14 protein-coding genes and 1 pseudogene are annotated in these 17,994 nt (G+C 61.3%); 8 read left to right on the top strand and 7 right to left on the bottom strand.

The window, feature by feature from the left end; translation table 11 throughout:
• Nucleotides 1–111, top strand: a pseudogene (locus tag HH110_RS16560) (IS110 family transposase); the annotation flags it as partial.
• A 22-nt stretch (nucleotides 112–133) separates the two neighbouring features.
• On the opposite strand, the gene rfbD reads toward HH110_RS16560, so the two are convergent.
• The 4 genes from rfbD to rfbB are packed head-to-tail and all read right to left on the bottom strand — an operon-like array spanning nucleotide 134 to nucleotide 3,549.
• Nucleotides 134–1,024: a dTDP-4-dehydrorhamnose reductase gene (gene rfbD, locus HH110_RS16555; protein ID WP_176990687.1), complete on the bottom strand. Its 891-nt coding sequence runs from the start codon at nucleotides 1,022–1,024 to the stop codon at nucleotides 134–136.
• Nucleotides 1,021–1,578, bottom strand: a complete 558-nt coding sequence (gene rfbC / locus HH110_RS16550) for a dTDP-4-dehydrorhamnose 3,5-epimerase (RefSeq protein ID WP_176990686.1) — start codon at nucleotides 1,576–1,578, stop codon at nucleotides 1,021–1,023. The genes rfbD and rfbC overlap by 4 nt, the downstream gene beginning before the upstream one ends.
• Nucleotides 1,575–2,462, bottom strand: a complete 888-nt coding sequence (gene rfbA, locus HH110_RS16545; RefSeq protein ID WP_176990685.1) for a glucose-1-phosphate thymidylyltransferase RfbA — start codon at nucleotides 2,460–2,462, stop codon at nucleotides 1,575–1,577. Before rfbA ends, rfbC begins: the two co-directional genes overlap by 4 nt.
• Nucleotides 2,463–2,493: 31 nt before the next feature.
• Complete coding sequence (gene rfbB / locus HH110_RS16540) at nucleotides 2,494–3,549, bottom strand: dTDP-glucose 4,6-dehydratase (RefSeq protein ID WP_176990684.1); 1,056 nt, start codon at nucleotides 3,547–3,549, stop codon at nucleotides 2,494–2,496.
• A gap of 262 nt (nucleotides 3,550–3,811) precedes the next feature.
• Here rfbB and HH110_RS16535 point away from each other — a divergent pair, with 262 nt between their 5' ends.
• The 7 genes from HH110_RS16535 (at nucleotide 3,812) to HH110_RS16505 (ending at nucleotide 11,119) form a co-directional block, all read left to right on the top strand.
• Nucleotides 3,812–4,558 carry an electron transfer flavoprotein subunit beta/FixA family protein gene (locus HH110_RS16535; protein ID WP_176990683.1) on the top strand — a complete coding sequence of 249 codons (747 nt, stop codon included), beginning with the start codon at nucleotides 3,812–3,814 and terminating at the stop codon, nucleotides 4,556–4,558.
• Nucleotides 4,558–5,496 carry an electron transfer flavoprotein subunit alpha/FixB family protein gene (locus HH110_RS16530; protein ID WP_176990682.1) on the top strand — a complete coding sequence of 313 codons (939 nt, stop codon included), beginning with the start codon at nucleotides 4,558–4,560 and terminating at the stop codon, nucleotides 5,494–5,496. Before HH110_RS16535 ends, HH110_RS16530 begins: the two co-directional genes overlap by 1 nt.
• A gap of 275 nt (nucleotides 5,497–5,771) precedes the next feature.
• Nucleotides 5,772–6,881 (top strand): DegT/DnrJ/EryC1/StrS aminotransferase family protein, encoded by a 1,110-nt coding sequence (locus HH110_RS16525; RefSeq protein WP_176990681.1) that lies wholly within the window; start codon nucleotides 5,772–5,774, stop codon nucleotides 6,879–6,881.
• Nucleotides 6,866–7,825 carry a glycosyltransferase family 2 protein gene (locus tag HH110_RS16520; protein ID WP_176990680.1) on the top strand — a complete coding sequence of 320 codons (960 nt, stop codon included), beginning with the start codon at nucleotides 6,866–6,868 and terminating at the stop codon, nucleotides 7,823–7,825. The genes HH110_RS16525 and HH110_RS16520 overlap by 16 nt, the downstream gene beginning before the upstream one ends.
• Nucleotides 7,822–8,772, top strand: a complete 951-nt coding sequence (locus HH110_RS16515) for a WxcM-like domain-containing protein (RefSeq protein WP_176990679.1) — start codon at nucleotides 7,822–7,824, stop codon at nucleotides 8,770–8,772. Before HH110_RS16520 ends, HH110_RS16515 begins: the two co-directional genes overlap by 4 nt.
• A 5-nt stretch (nucleotides 8,773–8,777) precedes the next feature.
• Entirely contained in the window at nucleotides 8,778–9,167 is a 390-nt protein-coding gene (locus tag HH110_RS19625; RefSeq protein ID WP_206677560.1) for a GtrA family protein, read from the top strand.
• A gap of 44 nt (nucleotides 9,168–9,211) precedes the next feature.
• Nucleotides 9,212–11,119, top strand: coding sequence for a hypothetical protein (locus HH110_RS16505; RefSeq protein WP_176990678.1), 1,908 nt, complete (start codon nucleotides 9,212–9,214; stop codon nucleotides 11,117–11,119).
• Nucleotides 11,120–12,326: 1,207 nt separating this feature from the next.
• On the opposite strand, the gene HH110_RS16500 is transcribed toward HH110_RS16505, so the two are convergent.
• From HH110_RS16500 to HH110_RS16490, 3 genes are read right to left on the bottom strand one after another with little or no spacing between them, the layout of a single operon-like run.
• Nucleotides 12,327–15,851, bottom strand: a complete 3,525-nt coding sequence (locus HH110_RS16500; protein ID WP_176990677.1) for a glycosyltransferase — start codon at nucleotides 15,849–15,851, stop codon at nucleotides 12,327–12,329.
• A complete protein-coding gene (locus HH110_RS16495) occupies nucleotides 15,848–17,209 on the bottom strand; it encodes an ABC transporter ATP-binding protein (RefSeq protein WP_176990676.1) in 1,362 nt (453 codons plus the stop codon). The genes HH110_RS16500 and HH110_RS16495 overlap by 4 nt, the downstream gene beginning before the upstream one ends.
• The gene (locus HH110_RS16490) at nucleotides 17,199–17,993 is read right to left on the bottom strand and encodes an ABC transporter permease (RefSeq protein ID WP_176990675.1); all 795 of its coding nucleotides are present in this window, start codon (nucleotides 17,991–17,993) and stop codon (nucleotides 17,199–17,201) included. The genes HH110_RS16495 and HH110_RS16490 overlap by 11 nt, the downstream gene beginning before the upstream one ends.
• Nucleotide 17,994 lies beyond the last annotated feature (1 nt).

The raw sequence follows: 17,994 nt of genomic DNA, 5'->3' as shown, positions 1-17,994 counted from the left end.
AAAGCCAAAGGCAAGGCGAGCAAGGTGGCGCTGGTAGCGGTCATGCGCAAGATGCTGGTCATCCTCAACGCCCGCAAGCGGGACGCCGAGGCCGCGTTGGTCTGCACCTGATAAGACAGTTGCTACCCCCGGGTCAGCAGTCCGCGATGACCTGCTTCAGGCCGTCCTGCCAGCTTGGCAGCGCTACGCCGAAGTCCCGCTCCAGCTTCGTCACATCCAGATGCGAATAGGCGGGGCGCTGGGCCGGCGTCGGGTACTCGGCCGTGGTGATCGCCTCGACGTTCGGCGCACGCGGCAGTACGCCTGCCGCTACCGCCTCGGCAAAGATCGCTTCGGCAAAGCCGTGCCAGCTGGTCTCACCGGTGGCCGTCAGATGCCAGGTACCCGACAGCGCGCCATCATGCTGCAGTGCCTGTACGGTCACGTCGGCAATCAGCGCCGCTGGTGTCGGCGTTCCGACCTGGTCGGCGACCACGCGCAGCACATCACGATCAGCGCCCACCCGCAGCATGGTGCGCAGGAAATTGGCGCTGTGCGAGGCATACACCCACGCCGTACGGAAGATCAGGTGCCGCCCACCGGCCGCACGGATGGCGTCCTCACCGGCCAGCTTGCTGGCGCCATACACGCCCAGCGGCGCCGTCGCGTCATCCTCGCGATAGGGGCGCGTGCCCTGCCCGTCGAAGACGTAATCGGTGGAGTAATGCACCAGCGGGACGCCGGCCTGTGCGCACCAGCGCGCCAGTACACCGGGTGCTTCGGCGTTCGCACGGAAAGCCGCCTCGCGGTCGTCCTCGGCCCGGTCCACCGCAGTGTAGGCGGCGGCATTGACCACCAGCGTCGGCCGGACGCGGTCCAGCAGTGCGGTCAGCGAGCCGGGCTGGTCGAAGTCGGCCACCTCGCTCGCGCTGCCGTCGGGCAGCACGCCGCTGCGCGTGGTCGCCACGATCGTGCCCAGCGGAGCCAGCGCGCGTTGCAGTTCACGACCGAGCTGGCCGTTGGCCCCCAGCAGCAGAATGCTCACGGCTGGTACACCGGCAGGCGATCCTCGGCGATGTCCTTCAGGAACGGCGCAGCGTCATCCTTGCCCGAGAGCGTCGGCGCGCTGATCGGCCAATCGATGGCGATGTCGGCGTCATTCCAGCGGATGCCGGCGTCGGCTTCCTTGACGTACGTATCCGTGCACAGATAGCTGAACAGCGCGCGCTCGGACAGCACGGCAAAGCCGTGGGCGAAGCCCTCCGGAATCCAGAACTGCCGTTTGTTGGCCGCGCTCAACACCACTGCTTCCCAGCGTCCGAACGTCGGCGAGCCCCGGCGGATGTCGACGGCGACGTCATAGACCTCGCCCTCCAGCACGCTGACCAGCTTGCCCTGCGGTCGCGGCCACTGGTAGTGCAGGCCCCGCAGTACGCCTTTGGCTGAGGACGAAACGTTGCTCTGCACGAACCGGGTCGGCAGACCCAGCTCGGCGAATCGTTCTGCGTTCCAGGTTTCAAAAAAGAAACCACGCTCGTCACCGAACACGGCCGGCTCGATCACCTTACAGCCTTGCAGGGACGTGTCGATCACTTTCACGGCACGATGCCCCGCACAGCCAGCGTGTGCAGATACTGGCCGTAGCCGTTCTTGATCAACGGCGCCGCCAACGCCTCCAGCTGCTCGGCGTTGATCCAGCCCTGGCCGAAGGCGATCTCTTCGGGGCAGCAGACCTGCAGGCCCTGGCGGGTCTGGATGGTCTCGATGAAGTTGGAGGCTTCCAGCAGCGACTGGTGCGTGCCCGTATCCAGCCACGCATAGCCACGGCCCAGCGCTTCCAGATGCAGGTTGCCCTCGCGCAGGTAACGCTGGTTGAGATCGGTGATCTCCAGCTCGCCGCGCGGCGACGGCTTCAGCTCCGCGGCGTAATCGCTGGCGTTGCCATCGTAGAAGTACAGGCCGGTGACGGCATAGTTCGAACGCGGCTTCTCGGGCTTCTCGACCAGGTCGATGACCTTGCCGGCCGTGTCGAACTCGGCCACGCCGTAGCGCTCCGGATCATTGACCCAGTAGCCGAAGACGGTCGCGCCGGTGTCGCGCTGGTCGGCATTGCGCAGCACTTCGCGCAGGCCGTGGCCGTGGAAGATGTTGTCGCCCAGCACCAGGCAGCTCGGCTTGCCGCCGATGAAACCCTTGCCGATCAGGTAGGCCTGCGCCAGCCCGTCCGGACTCGGCTGCACCGCGTACTCGATGTTCATGCCCCACTGCGAGCCGTCGCCCAGCAGGCTCTGGAACAGCGCCTGCTCGTGCGGCGTGTTGATGATCAGCACGTCGCGGATGCCGGCCAGCATCAACACGCTGAGCGGGTAATAGATCATCGGCTTGTCGTACACGGGCAGCAGCTGCTTGCTGACGCCCTTGGTGATCGGATACAGGCGGGTACCCGAGCCACCTGCGAGGATGATGCCCTTGCGTTGAGTCATGCGGTTGTCCTCTGTCTGGTGATCACCGCGCTCAGGCGGTGGTGCCGATGCGCTGCAGGCGGTAGCTGCCGTCGAGCACGCCGTTGACCCACTCTTGGTTGTCCAGGTACCAGTCCACGGTGAAGCCGATGCCCTGTTCGAAGGTGTACTTCGGCTCCCAGCCCAGCTGGTCCTTGAGCTTGGAGGCATCGATCGCATAGCGGCGGTCATGGCCGGGGCGATCGGTCACGTAGGTGATCTGGCTGGCGCGCGGCTGGCCATCCTCACGCGGGCGACGCGCATCGAGCAGGGCGCAGATCGCCTGTACCACCTCGATGTTCTGCTTCTCCGAGTTGCCGCCGACGTTGTAGGTCTCGCCGACCTGGCCCTTGGCCAGCACGGTGCGGATCGCTTCGCAGTGATCGCTCACGAACAGCCAGTCGCGGACCTGCTTGCCGTCGCCATAGACCGGCAGCGGTTCGCCGGCCAGGGCCTTGGCGATCACCAGCGGGATCAGCTTCTCGGGGAAGTGATACGGGCCGTAGTTGTTGGAGCAGTTGGTGGTCAGCACCGGCAACCCGTAGGTGTGGTGGAACGCGCGCACCAGATGGTCCGAGGCCGCCTTGGACGCCGAGTACGGCGAGTTGGGCGCGTACGGGGTGGTCTCGCTGAACTTGCCGGTCTCGCCGAGGGTGCCGTACACCTCATCGGTCGACACGTGCAGGAAGCGGAACGCCTGGCCCTTGTCGGCCGGCAGTGCCTTCCAGTAGTCGCGCACCGCTTCGAGCAGCGCCAGGGTGCCGACCACGTTGGTCTGGATGAACGCGCCGGGGCCGTCGATGGAGCGGTCCACATGGCTTTCCGCGGCGAAGTTCAGCACGGCGTCCGGGCGGTGTTCAGCCAGCAGGCGGGCGACGAGCGCCTGGTCGCCGATGTCGCCTTCGACGAACACGTGGTCCGGGTTGCCGTCCAGCGTGGCCAGGGTCTTCAGATTGCCCGCGTAGGTCAGCGCATCGAGATTGATGACACGCACGCCTTTGGCGACCGCTTCGAGGACAAAGTTACCGCCAATGAATCCGGCTCCGCCGGTGACAAGCCATGTGGGCACTACCCGTTCTCCTGTTCGATGTGCGTGCAGGGGGCCTGGTGGCGCCCCGACTCAGCGCAACAGGATACATGGCGGCCGTCTTCACGACTGCCCGCCCAGCGTGAACGGCGGGGGTTTCGCGTCAATTTCATGCGGCACTGCAGCACAACCATACGCATTCGCATGGTGCCCCTGCGCCAGTTAGAATCGGTGTCCCACCCGAGAACCGGTTGCTGTGTACAGAACCGGACGTTCCCCCCGTTATTGAAGGATCGAGCACCAGATGAAAATCCTCGTCGCGTACAAGCGCGTGGTGGACTACAACGTCCGCATTCAGGTCAAGCCGGACGGTTCCGGCGTGGTCACCGACGGCGTCAAGCTGTCTCCCAACCCGTTCGATGAAATCGCCCTCGAAGAAGCGCTGCGCCTGCGTGACAAGGGCATCGCCACCGAGGTCGTGGTCGCCACGATCGCACCGGCCGATGCCCAGGCGCACCTGCGCAACGGCCTGGCCATGGGCGCCAACCGCGCGATCCATGTGGTGACCGACCAGGCCATCCAGCCGCTGACCGCCGCGCGCACCCTGCTCAAGCTGATCGAGAAGGAACAGCCGGACCTGGTCATCCTCGGCAAGCAGGCCATCGACGACGACGCCAACCAGACCGGCCAGATGCTGGCCACGCTGTGGGGCCGCCCGCAGGCGACCTTCGCCAGCAAGCTGGAGATTGCCGACGGCAAGGCCACGGTCACCCGTGAAGTCGATGCCGGCCTGGAAACGCTGGAAGTGGATCTGCCGGCCGTGGTCACCACCGACCTTCGCCTGAACGAGCCGCGCTTCATCAAGCTGCCGGACATCATGAAGGCCAAGGCCAAGCCGCTGGAGACGCTGCAGCTGGCCGACCTCGGCGTGGACGCCGCGGATACCTTCAAGACCACCCAGTACGCCGCGCCGGTCAAGCGCAGCAAGGGCGTGATGGTCAAGGACGCGGCCGAACTGGTCGCCGCACTCAAGCAGAAGGGGTTGCTGTAATGACCAAGATCCTCGTTGTCGCTGAACACCACGACGGCAAGCTCAACGCCGCCACCGCCAAGACCGTCAGCGCGGCCGCCGCGATCAGCGGCGCCAGCATCGACGTGCTGGTGCTGGCCGCCGATCCGGCCGCCGTGGCTGCCGAGGCCGCGCAGCTGGCCGGCGTCGCCAAGGTGCTGACCGTGACCAACGCCGCCAACGCGCAGGCGCTGGCCCAGGTGCTGGCCCCGCAGATCGCGCAGCTGGCCACCGGCTACACCCACGTGTTCGGCCCCTCGACCACGTTCGGCAAGGACCTGATGCCGTGCGTGGCCGCGCTGCTGGGGGTCAACCAGGTCTCCGACCTGATGACCGTGGAAGGCAGCCACAGCTTCAAGCGCCCGATCTACGCGGGCAACGCCATCATCACCGTCGAGGTGCCGGCCGACCAGATCGTGGTCGCCACCGTGCGGGCGGCGTCCTGGCCGGAAGCGGCCAAGGGCGGCAGCGCCAGCGTGGAAGCGGCCAGCGTCGATGCGGCCCTGCCGACCCACACCCGCTTCATCGGCCTGGCGGCCGGTGCGACCGACCGCCCGGACCTGCAGAGCGCCAAGCGTGTCGTTTCCGGCGGCCGTGGCGTGGGCTCGGAAGAGAACTTCAAGGTGATCTTCCAGCTCGCCGACAAGCTCGGTGCCGCGGTCGGTGCCTCGCGCGCCGCCGTGGACGCCGGCTATGTGCCGAGTGACCTGCAGGTCGGCCAGACCGGCAAGATCATCTCGCCGGAGCTGTACGTGGCCGTGGGCATCAGCGGCGCGATCCAGCACCTGACCGGCATCAAGGACGCCGGCACCATCGTCGCGATCAACAAGGATCCGGACTCGCCGATCTTCGAGATCGCCGATATCGGGCTGGTGGGGGATCTGTTCACCCTGCTGCCGGAGCTGGAAGCGGCGCTGTAAGCCTGAATGTCGCCATCCGCGCTCGGATGGCGACATTGCCTGCAAAGGCCAACCAGCGTCCGTGCCCGGGCTGACGGGCCTGCCGCAAGGTCCCCGGGCCCGTCATGTGATCGACAAGCCCCTGATTTTCACAGGGGCCGCTGCTGAGGCCATCTCTTCAGGAATAGGTACAATCGGTCGGTCTCTTGCCCAGCACTGGCAGTCTCCTGCCTCTGCACCCACCAGAAGCGTGCGTTGGAAACTTGCTTCCAATGGCTGCATCCACAGCAGAACCCATGTCAATGACGCTTGAAGCCATTCCGGTCAATTCCTTGTCCCGCCACATCGAACCGTTGAAGGATGCCCTCGCAGCCGCCGCCACCGAAGTGGTGGGCAGCGGTTATTACGTGCTGGGTCCAAACGTCCGCGCCTTCGAATCGGCTTTCGCCACCTATTGCGGCGCTGAGCATTGCATCAGCGTCGCCAACGGCACCGATGCGCTGGAGCTCTCGCTTCGGGCGCTGGATGTCTCCCGCGAAGACCGTGTCGCAGTGGTCGCCAATGCCGCCATGTACGGCACCTCGACGGTACTGGCCTGCGGTGCCGAGCCAGTGTTCATCGACGTGGACGCGGCCACCGCCACCATGGACCCCCTCAAGCTGGAAGCTGCACTGGCAGCAGGTGGGATCAAAGCCGTCATCGTCACTCACTTGTACGGCCAGCTCGCCAATATCAACGCGATCGCGGCGCTCTGTAAGACGCATGGCGTGGGTTTGGTGGAGGATTGCGCTCAGGCGCATGGCGCGCGCAACGACACCGGCTTGGCTGGCTCGTTCGGCGACATCGCCAGCTTCAGCTTCTATCCCACCAAGAACCTTGGCGCGCTGGGCGATGGCGGCGCCGTTGTCACCCGCCGCGCTGATCTCGCCGATCGCGTGCGCATGCTGCGCCAGTATGGCTGGACGCAGAAGTACACCAACGGCATTGCCGGTGGCCGCAACAGCCGATTGGATGAGATCCAGGCCAGCATGCTCCTGCTGATGCTTCCGCACCTGGACCAATGGAACCAGAACCGCCGCAGCGTGGCCGAACGCTACGCTGCGGGCATCCGCAATCCGAAAATCCGCACCAATACGAGTGCCGGACAGAGCTATGTTGCGCATCTTTACATTATCCGCACCGAGGAACGGGCGGCTCTGCAGCAGCACCTCAGCGAAAATGGCGTCCAGACGGACGTTCATTATCCGATCGCGGACCATCATCAGCCCTGCCACGAGGGCCGCTTTGCCGACGTCGCCCTGCCCCAGACAGAGCTGGACTGCGCCACCGTCCTGACCCTGCCTTGCTTCCCCGAACTGACCGATTCCGAGGTTGATCGAGTTATCGACGCATGCAATCGCTTCTGACTCACTCGCTGACGGTCGTTGTTCCGGTTTACGGCAACGAAGGTTCGATCACGCCGTTGATCGCCGCCCTGGCGTCGATCAAGGCCGAGACCAAGGTCCCGTTCGAAGCTGTGTTCGTGATCGATGGCAGCCCCGACCAGAGTTACGCTCGCCTGCGCGAACAGCTACCCACGGCCGGTTTCGATGCGCAGCTGATTGCGCTGTCGCGTAACTTTGGCGCGTTCTCGGCGATCCGTGTCGGCCTGGAACATGCCAAGGGCTCGATCATCGCGGTGATGGCCGCTGATCTGCAGGAACCGCCGGCGCTGGTGATCGAACTGTTCAAGGCGTTATCTGCCGGCGACAAAGACATCGCGATGGGTGTGCGCGAATCACGCGAAGATCCCGGCCTGTCCAAATTGGCCTCGGCAACCTTCTGGTCACTGTACCGGCGCTTCGTGATGCCCGACATTCCCAAGGGGGGCGTCGACATCTTCGCTGTGAGCGCAGACATGCGGGACCGCTTGCTGCTGCTCAAGGAGAGCAACACCAGCCTGCTGGCGCAGTTGTTCTGGCTTGGCGGGCGCCGCGCCTTTGTTCCCTACCAGCGGCTTCGGCGCGAGCACGGCAAGAGCGCATGGACCCTGAAGAAGAAACTGCGCTACCTGTCCGACAGCGTGTTCGCCTTTACTGATCTGCCGGTACGCCTGCTTATGGGCATCGGCATCCTCGCTCTGGCAGCTGCAGTTGGCCTGTCCCTTCTGATCCTGGTGGCCAAGCTCTCGGGGCTCGTTGCGGTACCGGGCTATGCGGGCACGATGGTGACGATCCTGTTCTTCGGCGCACTCAACTCGCTCGGTCTGGGTGTAGTGGGCGCATATGCCTGGCGGACGTTTGAAAACACGAAAGCACGCCCGTTATCTATCATTCAGTCTCAAGACCACTTCAAGGAAAGCGGCGTATGACCATCTTCTGCCATCCCAACGCGCTTTGCGAATCCACTAAAATTGGATCAGGCACGAAGATCTGGGCGTTTGCTCATGTGCTGCCGGGAGCCTCGATCGGTAAAGATTGCAATATCTGTGATGGGGTATTCATTGAGAATGACGTAACCGTCGGTGACAACGTTACCATCAAGTGTGGCGTACAGCTCTGGGATGGAGTCGCCCTGCAAAACAACGTTTTTGTAGGCCCTAATGCCACCTTCACCAATGATATTCGTCCGCGCAGCAAAGTGTACCCAGAAGCCTTCTTGCGGACCATCGTAGAGGAAGGGGCTTCGATCGGTGCGAATGCGACCATTCTGCCAGGAATCAGAATCGGCAGAAATGCGATGATCGGCGCTGGGTCGGTCGTGACACGTTCGGTGCCACCGAACGCAATCGTAGTCGGGAACCCTGCCAAAATCATTGGATACGCAGACGCCAGCACTTCCCCCTCCACTGGCGAACATGCTCAGAAGCCCAAGAGCGGAATTCAATCGTCTTCCGTCAAAGGTGTTCAACTACACACATTCAACGCAATCGCTGATATGCGCGGGAGTTTGTCGGTTGGAGAGTTCGAGCGTGAGATTCCATTCTTACCTAAGCGCTATTTTCTTGTATATGACGTTCCCACGGCAGAAACGCGTGGCGAACATGCTCACCTGAAATGCCACCAATTCCTGATCGCAGTGAAAGGATCTGTGCATGTGGTTGCTGACGATGGCAAGCGGCGAGAGCAGTTCGTTCTTGACAAGTCAAACACGGGGCTCTACCTCCCGCCCATGACCTGGGGAATTCAGTATAAATATTCCGAAGACGCAGTACTACTGGTATTTGCCTCCGATTATTATGATGCCGCCGATTATATTCGAGAGTATGACCTTTTCGTAGAAAAGGTCATACATTCCGAAGAATGTGACGGAACCTGATAGCGGTGCGTCGATTGACACCAAACTCCAGCTTCGCCAGATTCCTTTTGTCGGGCGGATTCAATACTGCAGTCACATACGCGGCTTACTTATTTTTGTTACAGGTTGCCGAGTATAAATTGGCCTATACGATTTCATACTTGGGCGGCTTAGTTATTGCGTTTACATTGAACCGATTGTTCGTCTTCCGTGCTCATAGAGGCTGGAAGTCGATCGTACTCTTTCCGCTGGTCTACGCAGCGCAGTACCTTTTGGGCTTGGCCGTTGCCATTGTCTGGGTAGAAACACTTAGCTTGCCGCCAGCAGTTGCGCCAATCGCAGCAATCATCATCACTGTACCAGTCACATTTATTCTTTCACGCGCAGTCTTTGGCCGACCCCCAGCCTCTAGCTGAAAGTCACAACGGTCAAATAGTCGAGAGTGAACACGGAGTCTCCGGTGGAAAAGTACCTACTCAGGCCTGTTGCAGTGATCTTTGCTGTGGTTGCGACCCTTAGCTTTATCACGTACCAACCCGGTTTCTTTGGAGACGAATTGTTCCCCTATTACGTAGGAATGGACAGCAACAGTCTTCTGGAGACTTTCCTTCGTATTAATCAGTACAAAGCGCGATTACTTTTCAATGGAATATGGTCTTTAGGCGTTTGGTGGGAAGTTCCTCGCTCAGCATTCGCTGTGCTAAATGCCGCCGCGATGAGCTGGGCGGGCGTAGCAACCCTCTACATTGCACGGAACCGACTTCACGCCTCGGTCACCACCTCGTTTGTAGCAGCTCTTTGCGCCGTCCTCTCCCGATTCGGAATCGTTTTTTATTTCGACTATCTTTCGGGAACAATTGCAACCCTGGGACTTGCGCTCTTTCTTACTACCATCTTACTAATCGCGAGCGAGATCGGACGCGCAGCTTTTCGCTGGGGCAGGGCTGCCATGATCATCTGCCTTGCCGTCGCGACGGTTCTGACCTATGAGACATACATTGCAGGCTTGTTTGCACTAGGTCTCTGCGCATCGGTTATCGCGATCATCCGCCATCATGTCAACCGAGCTGCCCCTTGGGGAACGCTCGCCGTTACCGGCGTGCTGATTTGGGCTGTCCCTCTCTTGTGCTTTGTGCTGGCGACTCAGTGGATGTCGACGTTGTCGGTCATGACGGGCACAGCAGGACAATCCGTAAGCGTCAATATCGGGACACTCCACACTTTTGCCCAGTTCTTTTCAAACGTATTTTTGGGTACGAATTTCGGACTTGACTGGTTTGTTGGGAAAATGTCTGCCAACAACGCAGCGGGACAACGCATTGGTTATGTCTGCGCAGCGATGTTCTCAACGCTCTGGGGACTGTCGTTGTTAAACGCCGCGAAACGATGGAACACTCATCAATCCTGCGCTGCCTTGACCCTTTTCACCATCGCCTTAGCGACAATTGCCATTTCCAGCCTACCAGGCTTGGACCGCGCAGATGCACGGTGGATGTTCCCTCTCAGCGCGATTTGCGTTCTTCTTGCCCTCTGCATCCCCCGGTCGCGGTCCAGGGACAGCCTGCTACTGGCAATGCTTGCGATAAATCTCGTTCATCTGATCACCGACAACGCATCGGGAATTTACAACGTTCGCGCGTCTCAGACCTCAGGCGTCCTCGCGCGAGCGATGCAAGCAGTTACGCCCGTATCCGAGCGGGGCATTGTGACCGGCATACCGGACAATGAACTTGAGTGGATTCTTGGTGGGGATGCACTCCAAGGAAATGACGTGCGCGTTGGAGATGTTTACTGCTGGATTAACTTAGGAGGACCTCCCTGTATTGACCCACGCTCTGCGCTCGAGATTCGAGATCGCGATGATTATGATTTTGCCCTCGCATATACAAATGATGGAAACAAGGGCCACGTATTCTTGGTTCCTGGTGAAATTCTCAGCAACACTCTCGAACCCAATAGCAATTTCTTCCACGGCGCTCGAACGCTTGGCGGCGCAAGAGCAGGCTGGTCGCAGTGGCACTGGGTCGGAGGGCAGCAACCTCAAGACACAGATGCGGTGATAGAGAACTCACAGATGCACGCAACTCTGACTATTCCGGCCGATGAACTGCGTGGAAATGTAATTGGTTATATGGCGTCTGCCATCCCGGGCCAAGAAGCGACGATGAGACTTCAAGTAAATTGGCTTAGGGCCGACCGAAGCCTGATAGCCCCGCAGATTGAGGTGGTAAGACCGAAGGAGCCAATGGCTACCTATACGATGATTTTGCTACCCCCATCAGATGCTCAATTTGGCGAGATCTACGTAACGCTACATGACCCAAGATCTGGCGCAGTATTGATCCATCAAGTCGCATTAAGTCACTAACAATGATCCGTAGATCAGGACGAATGTTGGATACCGAGTTGCTCGCTCCGGTTTCTCTCTCTCAGAGGCCATGAAGGGCCTCTTCACGAGACTCTGACGGGTGCCGCCCGGGCTCGAGGAAGGGAAATGAGTCATCAGGGGTACCGCAAGTAGCTCGCCAGATTCCCTTCGTGTTGATGGAAATGCACTCCACCAAAATCGTCCCGGCAGGCAATGGGCAGTCAGCAAGATACTTGTCATTAGTGCTGTAGGCACCGGGCGAAGGCGCACGATTCTTCAATCAGCGCCGAGCTCTTGTCCTGCGAGCCCTGCCTTCGGCAGCGTCCCAGTCACTTCAGTTCGATCGCGCTACAGCACAAGCGCCCGTCCTAATCAAACGCCATGCGGACTAAATAGGCGCGTGCGCTACTGGTTCGTCTACAGTTTAGAAAACAATCATTTTGCACCCTACTTGGGCGACCAACACACTAGCTCGAGGACGCTGGACTGACACTGGAGCTAGCGGTGCTTTCTCGATAACATAGTTGGTCCATCGCGATCACACCCGTACCCTACAGATCCACTAGGCCTGACATCTGCGCCTGGTGCCTGAACTTAAAAGTCCTGACAGTCGTCCGATTCTAATCAGTCCAATGGGTAGCGGCATGGAAAGAGGTCGTGGCGCACATGAAGGCTGCTGTCTGCGCAAGTCATTGTGGCGCCAGCCAATGAATACTCGCCAGTCTCGACCCGCAGCGCGGGCAGGCCAGCGGCTACCGCTGGGCTCAAATACGACTGGCTCATCGATCATCTGTAGTTTACGGGCCCGCCGGAGCGTGTGGTCGTGGATGGCCACGATCCAGCCGCTGCGGCACCTTTATGGGCGTGAGCCAACGACAGGGAAGCGAAAGCTACTTGGCTCCGCCACACGACTTCGGTCGACAGCCAGACACTCCCAGTTTTTTCAACAGAAAACTACACTTTAGATTGGCCACGGCCGGATCCTGGTTACTTCCTCGACGATAAATATTCAGCTGGTTCCGCCTGCAAGCTTTCTCCTCTCATATTGGAGCAGGGGGAAATGGGACTGCAGCGACGGCGGCGAGATGCCAGGACATTCACGCCGTCATCGACCACAATCCCATCTTGTTTCTACACTCGTTCCCTGGTCCTACATCCTTAATATCAGCATTCATTGCCAAACAGAAAACAAAGGGTCCCCCATCGCTTACAACGCCGACCGTGACCCAATAGCAGCAGACAGCACTTGCCAGAGCGCATCGTGAGAGTAGTGGGCGCCAATGAATGCTCGCTCGGCCCTCGACACCCGGCGCCACGCCTCGTCATCACGCAGCAGCGTGACAATGTGGGCGGCCATGTCCCCCGGCGCATCGCCCACCGGCATGAACGAGGCCGCATCGCCGAGGCCCTGCATGCCAATCGAGGTGGTTACACAGGGGAGACCGTGCTGCAGGCTTTCCAGCACTTTGCCCTTAACGCCACCGCCAAAACGTAGCGGTGCCACCGCGACGCGGGCGCGCTGGTACCGCTCGGTCAGAACCTGATCGCTGACGTAACCGGTGACCTCAATTTGCTCCGAAGTCATCGCCAGCACTTCCGGCCGCGGATTGGATCCCACCAGACTCAATTGGACTCCCGGCACCTCACGCTGGACCAGCGGCAGTACCTCTCGGACGAACCACAGCGCTGCGTCCACGTTGGGCGCGTGCGCGAAACCGGCAACGAAAAGGATGCCCGCTCGGTCCTCCGGACCGGCCATATCAGATTCCGGCACGGGCTCATACGCATACAGCGGAATGGTCTCCGCGCGGATGTCCACACCGGGCTCATGCTCAGCCAGCCAGCTGCGGACATGGGCGGTTTCATCCGTGGATGGATACAACACGACGTCTGCCTGCTTCCAGAGGCCGTGTTCAAACTCACGGAAACGCTGGGTCTCCTCTTCGAGCTCACGATCCGGATGCAACGCCAGCTGCTGCTGCATGCGCAGGTGATGGATGTCGTGCCCGTAATACACCAGCTTCGCACGACTGTGGCGTCGTACGCTGCCGACCAGTTCGGCGGAGATGTGCGGGCGGTTGAGCACCACTGCATCAAGGTAACCACCGTGCTCGGCCAGCCACGCATCGAAGCGTCCGACATAGTCCGAGCCGCACAGGACCTCCACGCCCAGCTGTTGCAGCGGCGGGGTATAGATCGGGTCTTCGTAGGCGTTGGCCGGCCAGAACGATACCTGGCAACCCTGCCCGACCAGGGTCTCGATCACCTGCCAGGTAGCCCGCGACCCGGCATCCCGGTCGGGCTGCGGCACGTAGTGGTCCACCACCAGGACGTGTCGCCGGCCGCGCGAACGGTCGCGCGCGAGGAACACGTCCTGGGCATTGGGGAACTGTTCGTTGCGCAGCGTGCTTTCCCAACGTGCCAGGAACTTCTCCCGGTTGATCGCTTGGAACGCCTTGACGCCAGTGGTCTCATCGGTACCGCTGGACAAGCCTTCGTAATGGACCACGACGGATGCCGGTTGCAGATAGACCTTCAAGCCTCTCTCGCGGATCCGGAAGGCAAGATCGGTGTCTTCGTAGTAGGCCGGAACGTAGCGCTCATCGAAGCCACCCATGGCCCGGAACAACGTTGCCGGTATCATGATTGATGCACCGGAGATGTAGTCGGCTTCCTTCAAATAGGAGTAGGCCGATCTGTTGGGAACATCCAGACGGCCGAAGTTCCATGCGCTGCCATCAGCCCAGACGATGCCGCCTGCTTCCTGAAGCCGTCCATCCGGATACACCAGCTTGGACCCGACCATGCCCGCGTCCGGATGCGTCCTGAAGACCTGCACCAGTGCATCCAGCCAGCCAGGCGTAACTTCGGTATCGTTGTTGAGCAGGTAAATGAACTCGCCCTTGGCCAGCGTCAGGGACTGATTGCACGACAGCAAGAAACCGAGATTCTTAGTGTTGTGGTGGAACCGCAGCCCCGGAATCCGCGCCAGCTTCTTGATGTCCTGATCGCCGGAGGCATCCTCCAGGACCAGCACCTCGAAAGACACGTCCGCACCGGCACGGGCGATCGACGCCACGCAGGCCAGGCTCTGCTCGTAATTGCCGTAGGTGGGAATGACGATGCTGACCACCGGTGCCTCGACCGACTCGAAGCGAACCTCTTCCAGCGTCTGGTCGGGATTCTGCAGCACCTGCTCCAGCTTGAGACCATCCACCGGGACAACGACAGAGTCCCGACGACGCATCAAGAACCGCTTCACCGTCGGCACCAAGGGCGCAAGCAGGCGATGCCGTGCCAGGCCGGTGGCACGCAATGAACTCAACACCGCATCACTGTCACCACGCACTACACGCGACAGGAACCGCAGCGGCCGCGTGAACTTCCACGATTTCGACTGCAGCACGGTGCTGGTGAAGGCTTGCAACGACGACAACTCACCACGATAGCGCTGCACGACGTCGGCCAGTTCCTGTTCGCGTCGCCGATCTGCCGCCACCTCGGCAGCCACCGCCTCACTGGGAACACCCCCCGCCGAGGCCATCAGCTGGCCGATATCAAGGCGGTGTTTTTGAAGGTCATCACGCGCGCTGCCCAATAGATCGGACAGCTCAACTTCCAGTTGGATCTTTGCTTCCCACAACGCGGCGATGGCGCTTTCAAGTCGCCGGGCATGATCGCGCTCCACATTCAGCACATTCTGCGCATGTGCCAGGTTACGCTCGAGGACTTCAGCGTGATGCTGCTGTTGCTGGAGCTCAATCCCTCGAGATTTCATCAACTGCCGTTGATGGTCGAGCTCGCCCGCGAGGTTCTCAACGGTTTGCCGTTGCTGCTCGAGTTCTCCTTTGAGCGTCTCAAAGGAGTCCTGCTGCTGTGCCAAGTGCTCGTGCAAGGCCCCAACCTCGGCCTGCTCACGCTGCACATGCCCGCGCAGCGAACCGATTTCCGCATCCTGCGCCTGCGCCCACCGGGCCACTTCGTGATGGTGGTTGTAGAGATCTTCGCCTTCGGCATACAGCACCGAGGCCGGCAGCACGGGGATCAGGCCACGGTCGGCCGCGGCGATGGCGACGAAGTAGACCGCCGCTGGCATGTGCGCCACGCGCTGCTCCACACGTTCGCCGGTATCGGCCAGCGCCTGGAACACCTGCTGCTCCGGCGCACCCTCCAGTGGCGTGATGGTCGAGCAGACCGCCATGCGGTGACCGGACAGTTCCACCGCCGGGAAGTACTTCTCCAGCAGGGCCTGGAACTCGTTGAGATAGAGTTCCTTGACGTGGTAATCGTTGTGGTAGCCGGCCTGATCGGAGTAGACCTCCTTGTTCGGCGAGGACATGATCAGGATGCCATCCGGGCGCAGCACGCGCCGGATTTCGGCCATCATTTCATCCTGTTCCAGCAGGTGCTCGATGGTCTCGAACGACACCACGACATCGACGCTGTCGTCGGCCAGCGGGATCGCCGCCGCCGAACCCTGCAGGTACTGCAGATTATCGAGCGAAGCGTAGCGCTCGGCAGCGTGGTTCACCGCGTCGTGGGAAATATCCACGCCACGCACCGAGCGCGCCTTGGACGCCAGCATGGCGCTGCCATAGCCTTCGCCACTGGCAACATCGAGCACGTCCTTGCCTTCCACCAGCGGCAGGCACCACGCGTAGCGATGCAGATGCTCCTGCCTGATCACGCCGTGCTCGGTAGGCACAAAGCGCTCGCCGGTAAACTCGATCATCGCGACTCCTTGGAAACTTCAATGGACAGCATCGGCAACCCGACCAGGCCGAACCGCATGGTTTCATCCAGCGCGCGGAACTCCAGCGCGTCATGGATCCAGTGCTGCTGTGTATGGTCGTGCTGGTCGCCAGAGGCCACCGCGGCATCGATCATGTAGGAACCGGACGGCATGATCGGCATCCGGAACACGAACGCCCCCACGACGGTCTCGCCTGCGACACCGGACACGGGCGCGTCCTTGCAGGCGAAGTAACTGTTGTCACCGAACAGGCGCTGGCCCAGCCGGTCCTTGACGTAGAAACCGACGATCAGATTGTCCAGGGCTTCACGAAGCGCGACCCTCACTTCCAGCCGCACCAGTTCGCCACCTTCCAGAATCGATAGCGGGACGCCGTCGGCATCGGTCATGCGGACATCCACGATGCGCGCGCCATCGGCGCCGAACTCCTGGCCGACGTTGTCCGGATCGAACTCGAACAGGGCCATGCGATTCTGCACGCCGGCTTCGCCGAAGGCCTCCTGGCGGAAGTCGGCATGGTCGCTGGACAGCCGGCGCGGCTTCTTCTTGGCCACGACGATGTCTTCGGCAGCCGCTTCGCGACGGCCGACCACGTGCTGTTCGGTCATGTACGCCTCGACCACCTCCTGCGAGGTGCCGGCCAGGCGCATCTTGCCGTTCTCCAGCCACACCGCGTTCTCGCAGAGGTTGGTGACGGCCGCGGCGTCATGACTGACGAACAGCAGCGTGCCGTGCTTCTGGAATTCACGCAGGAAGCGCATGCACTTCTGCGAGAAGAACGCATCACCGACGGCAAGTGCTTCATCGATGATCAGGATGTCGGCATCGACGTGCGCGATCACCGCGAACGCCAGGCGCACCGACATGCCGCTGGAATAGCTGCGCACGGGCTGATCGATGAACTCACCGATATCGGCGAAGGCCAGGATGCTGTCCATCCGCTGTTCGATCTGATCGCGCCGCAACCCGAGGATGGTGGCATTGAGCAGGACGTTCTCGCGCCCGGTGAATTCCGGATTGAAGCCACTGCCCAGTTCCAGCAGCGCGGCAACCCGCCCTTTCACCGAGATATGGCCTTCGGTGGGGTTCAAGGTACCGGCGATCATCTGCAACAGGGTCGACTTGCCCGAGCCATTGCGGCCGACGATCCCCACGGTCTGGCCACGACGGATCGAGAAGCTGACGCCGCGCAGTGCCCAGAAATCCTTGTAGAACGACTTGCGCTTGCCCGCCAGCGCCTGCCACAGGCGATGCGAGGGCCGCTCGTACATGTGGTACGCCTTGCCGACGCCCTGGACCTCGATGACGGTTTCCGCCGGAGTGATTTCAGAGGACATCGGCGAACCCCACGCGCAGCTTGGTGAAGATGCGATGGCCGATGAACGCGACCACGCAGGCAATGACGGTGTAGATCGCCAGTCCCGTCCAATCCGGCAGGCGACCCCAGATCACCACTTCACGCACCTGGTTGATGATGAAGGTCAGCGGATTGAGCTCGAACACGATCCGATAGCTCTCCGGCACCGATTCCACCGGGATGATGGCCGAGGACAGGAACAGCATGGCGGTGGCGACGACGCCGGCGATCTGACCGATGTCGCGCAGATACACACCGAGCGCCGATACGGCCCAGCCCACGCCCACGGTCAGGATCACCAGCGGCGCCAGGACGAGCGGCAGCAGCAGCGCGGTCGCGTGGATGTTGCCCTTCACGCAGAGATACAGGATCAGCAGGACCACCATGTTCATGGCGAGGTGGAACAACGCCGAGAACGTCATGCTCCACACCAGGATGTCGAGCGGGAACACCACGCGTTTCACGTAGCCGGTATTGCCCACGATCAGCTGCGGGGCGCGGATGAAGCACTCGGCGAAAAAGCCATGCACGGTCAGGCCGGCAAACAGGATCAGGGCGAAATCCGTGGTCGAACCACTCGACCCCGGCCAGCGGCCCTTCATCACGAAGCCGAACGCCAGCGTGTACACCAGCAACATCAGGAACGGGCTGATCAGCGACCACAACAGGCCGAAGCTGGCCCCCCGGTACCGGCCCAGCACTTCACGCTGGGTCAGTTCGTAGGCAAGCGAGCGGTTCTTTCCGAATACCGACAGGATTCCCATC

The sequence above is a fragment of the Stenotrophomonas sp. SAM-B genome (assembly GCF_013387485.1).
GTDB lineage: Bacteria > Pseudomonadota > Gammaproteobacteria > Xanthomonadales > Xanthomonadaceae > Stenotrophomonas > Stenotrophomonas maltophilia_AA.
The sequence above is the reverse complement of the archived record's forward strand: the minus strand, read 5'-3'. Positions and strand labels throughout refer to the sequence as shown.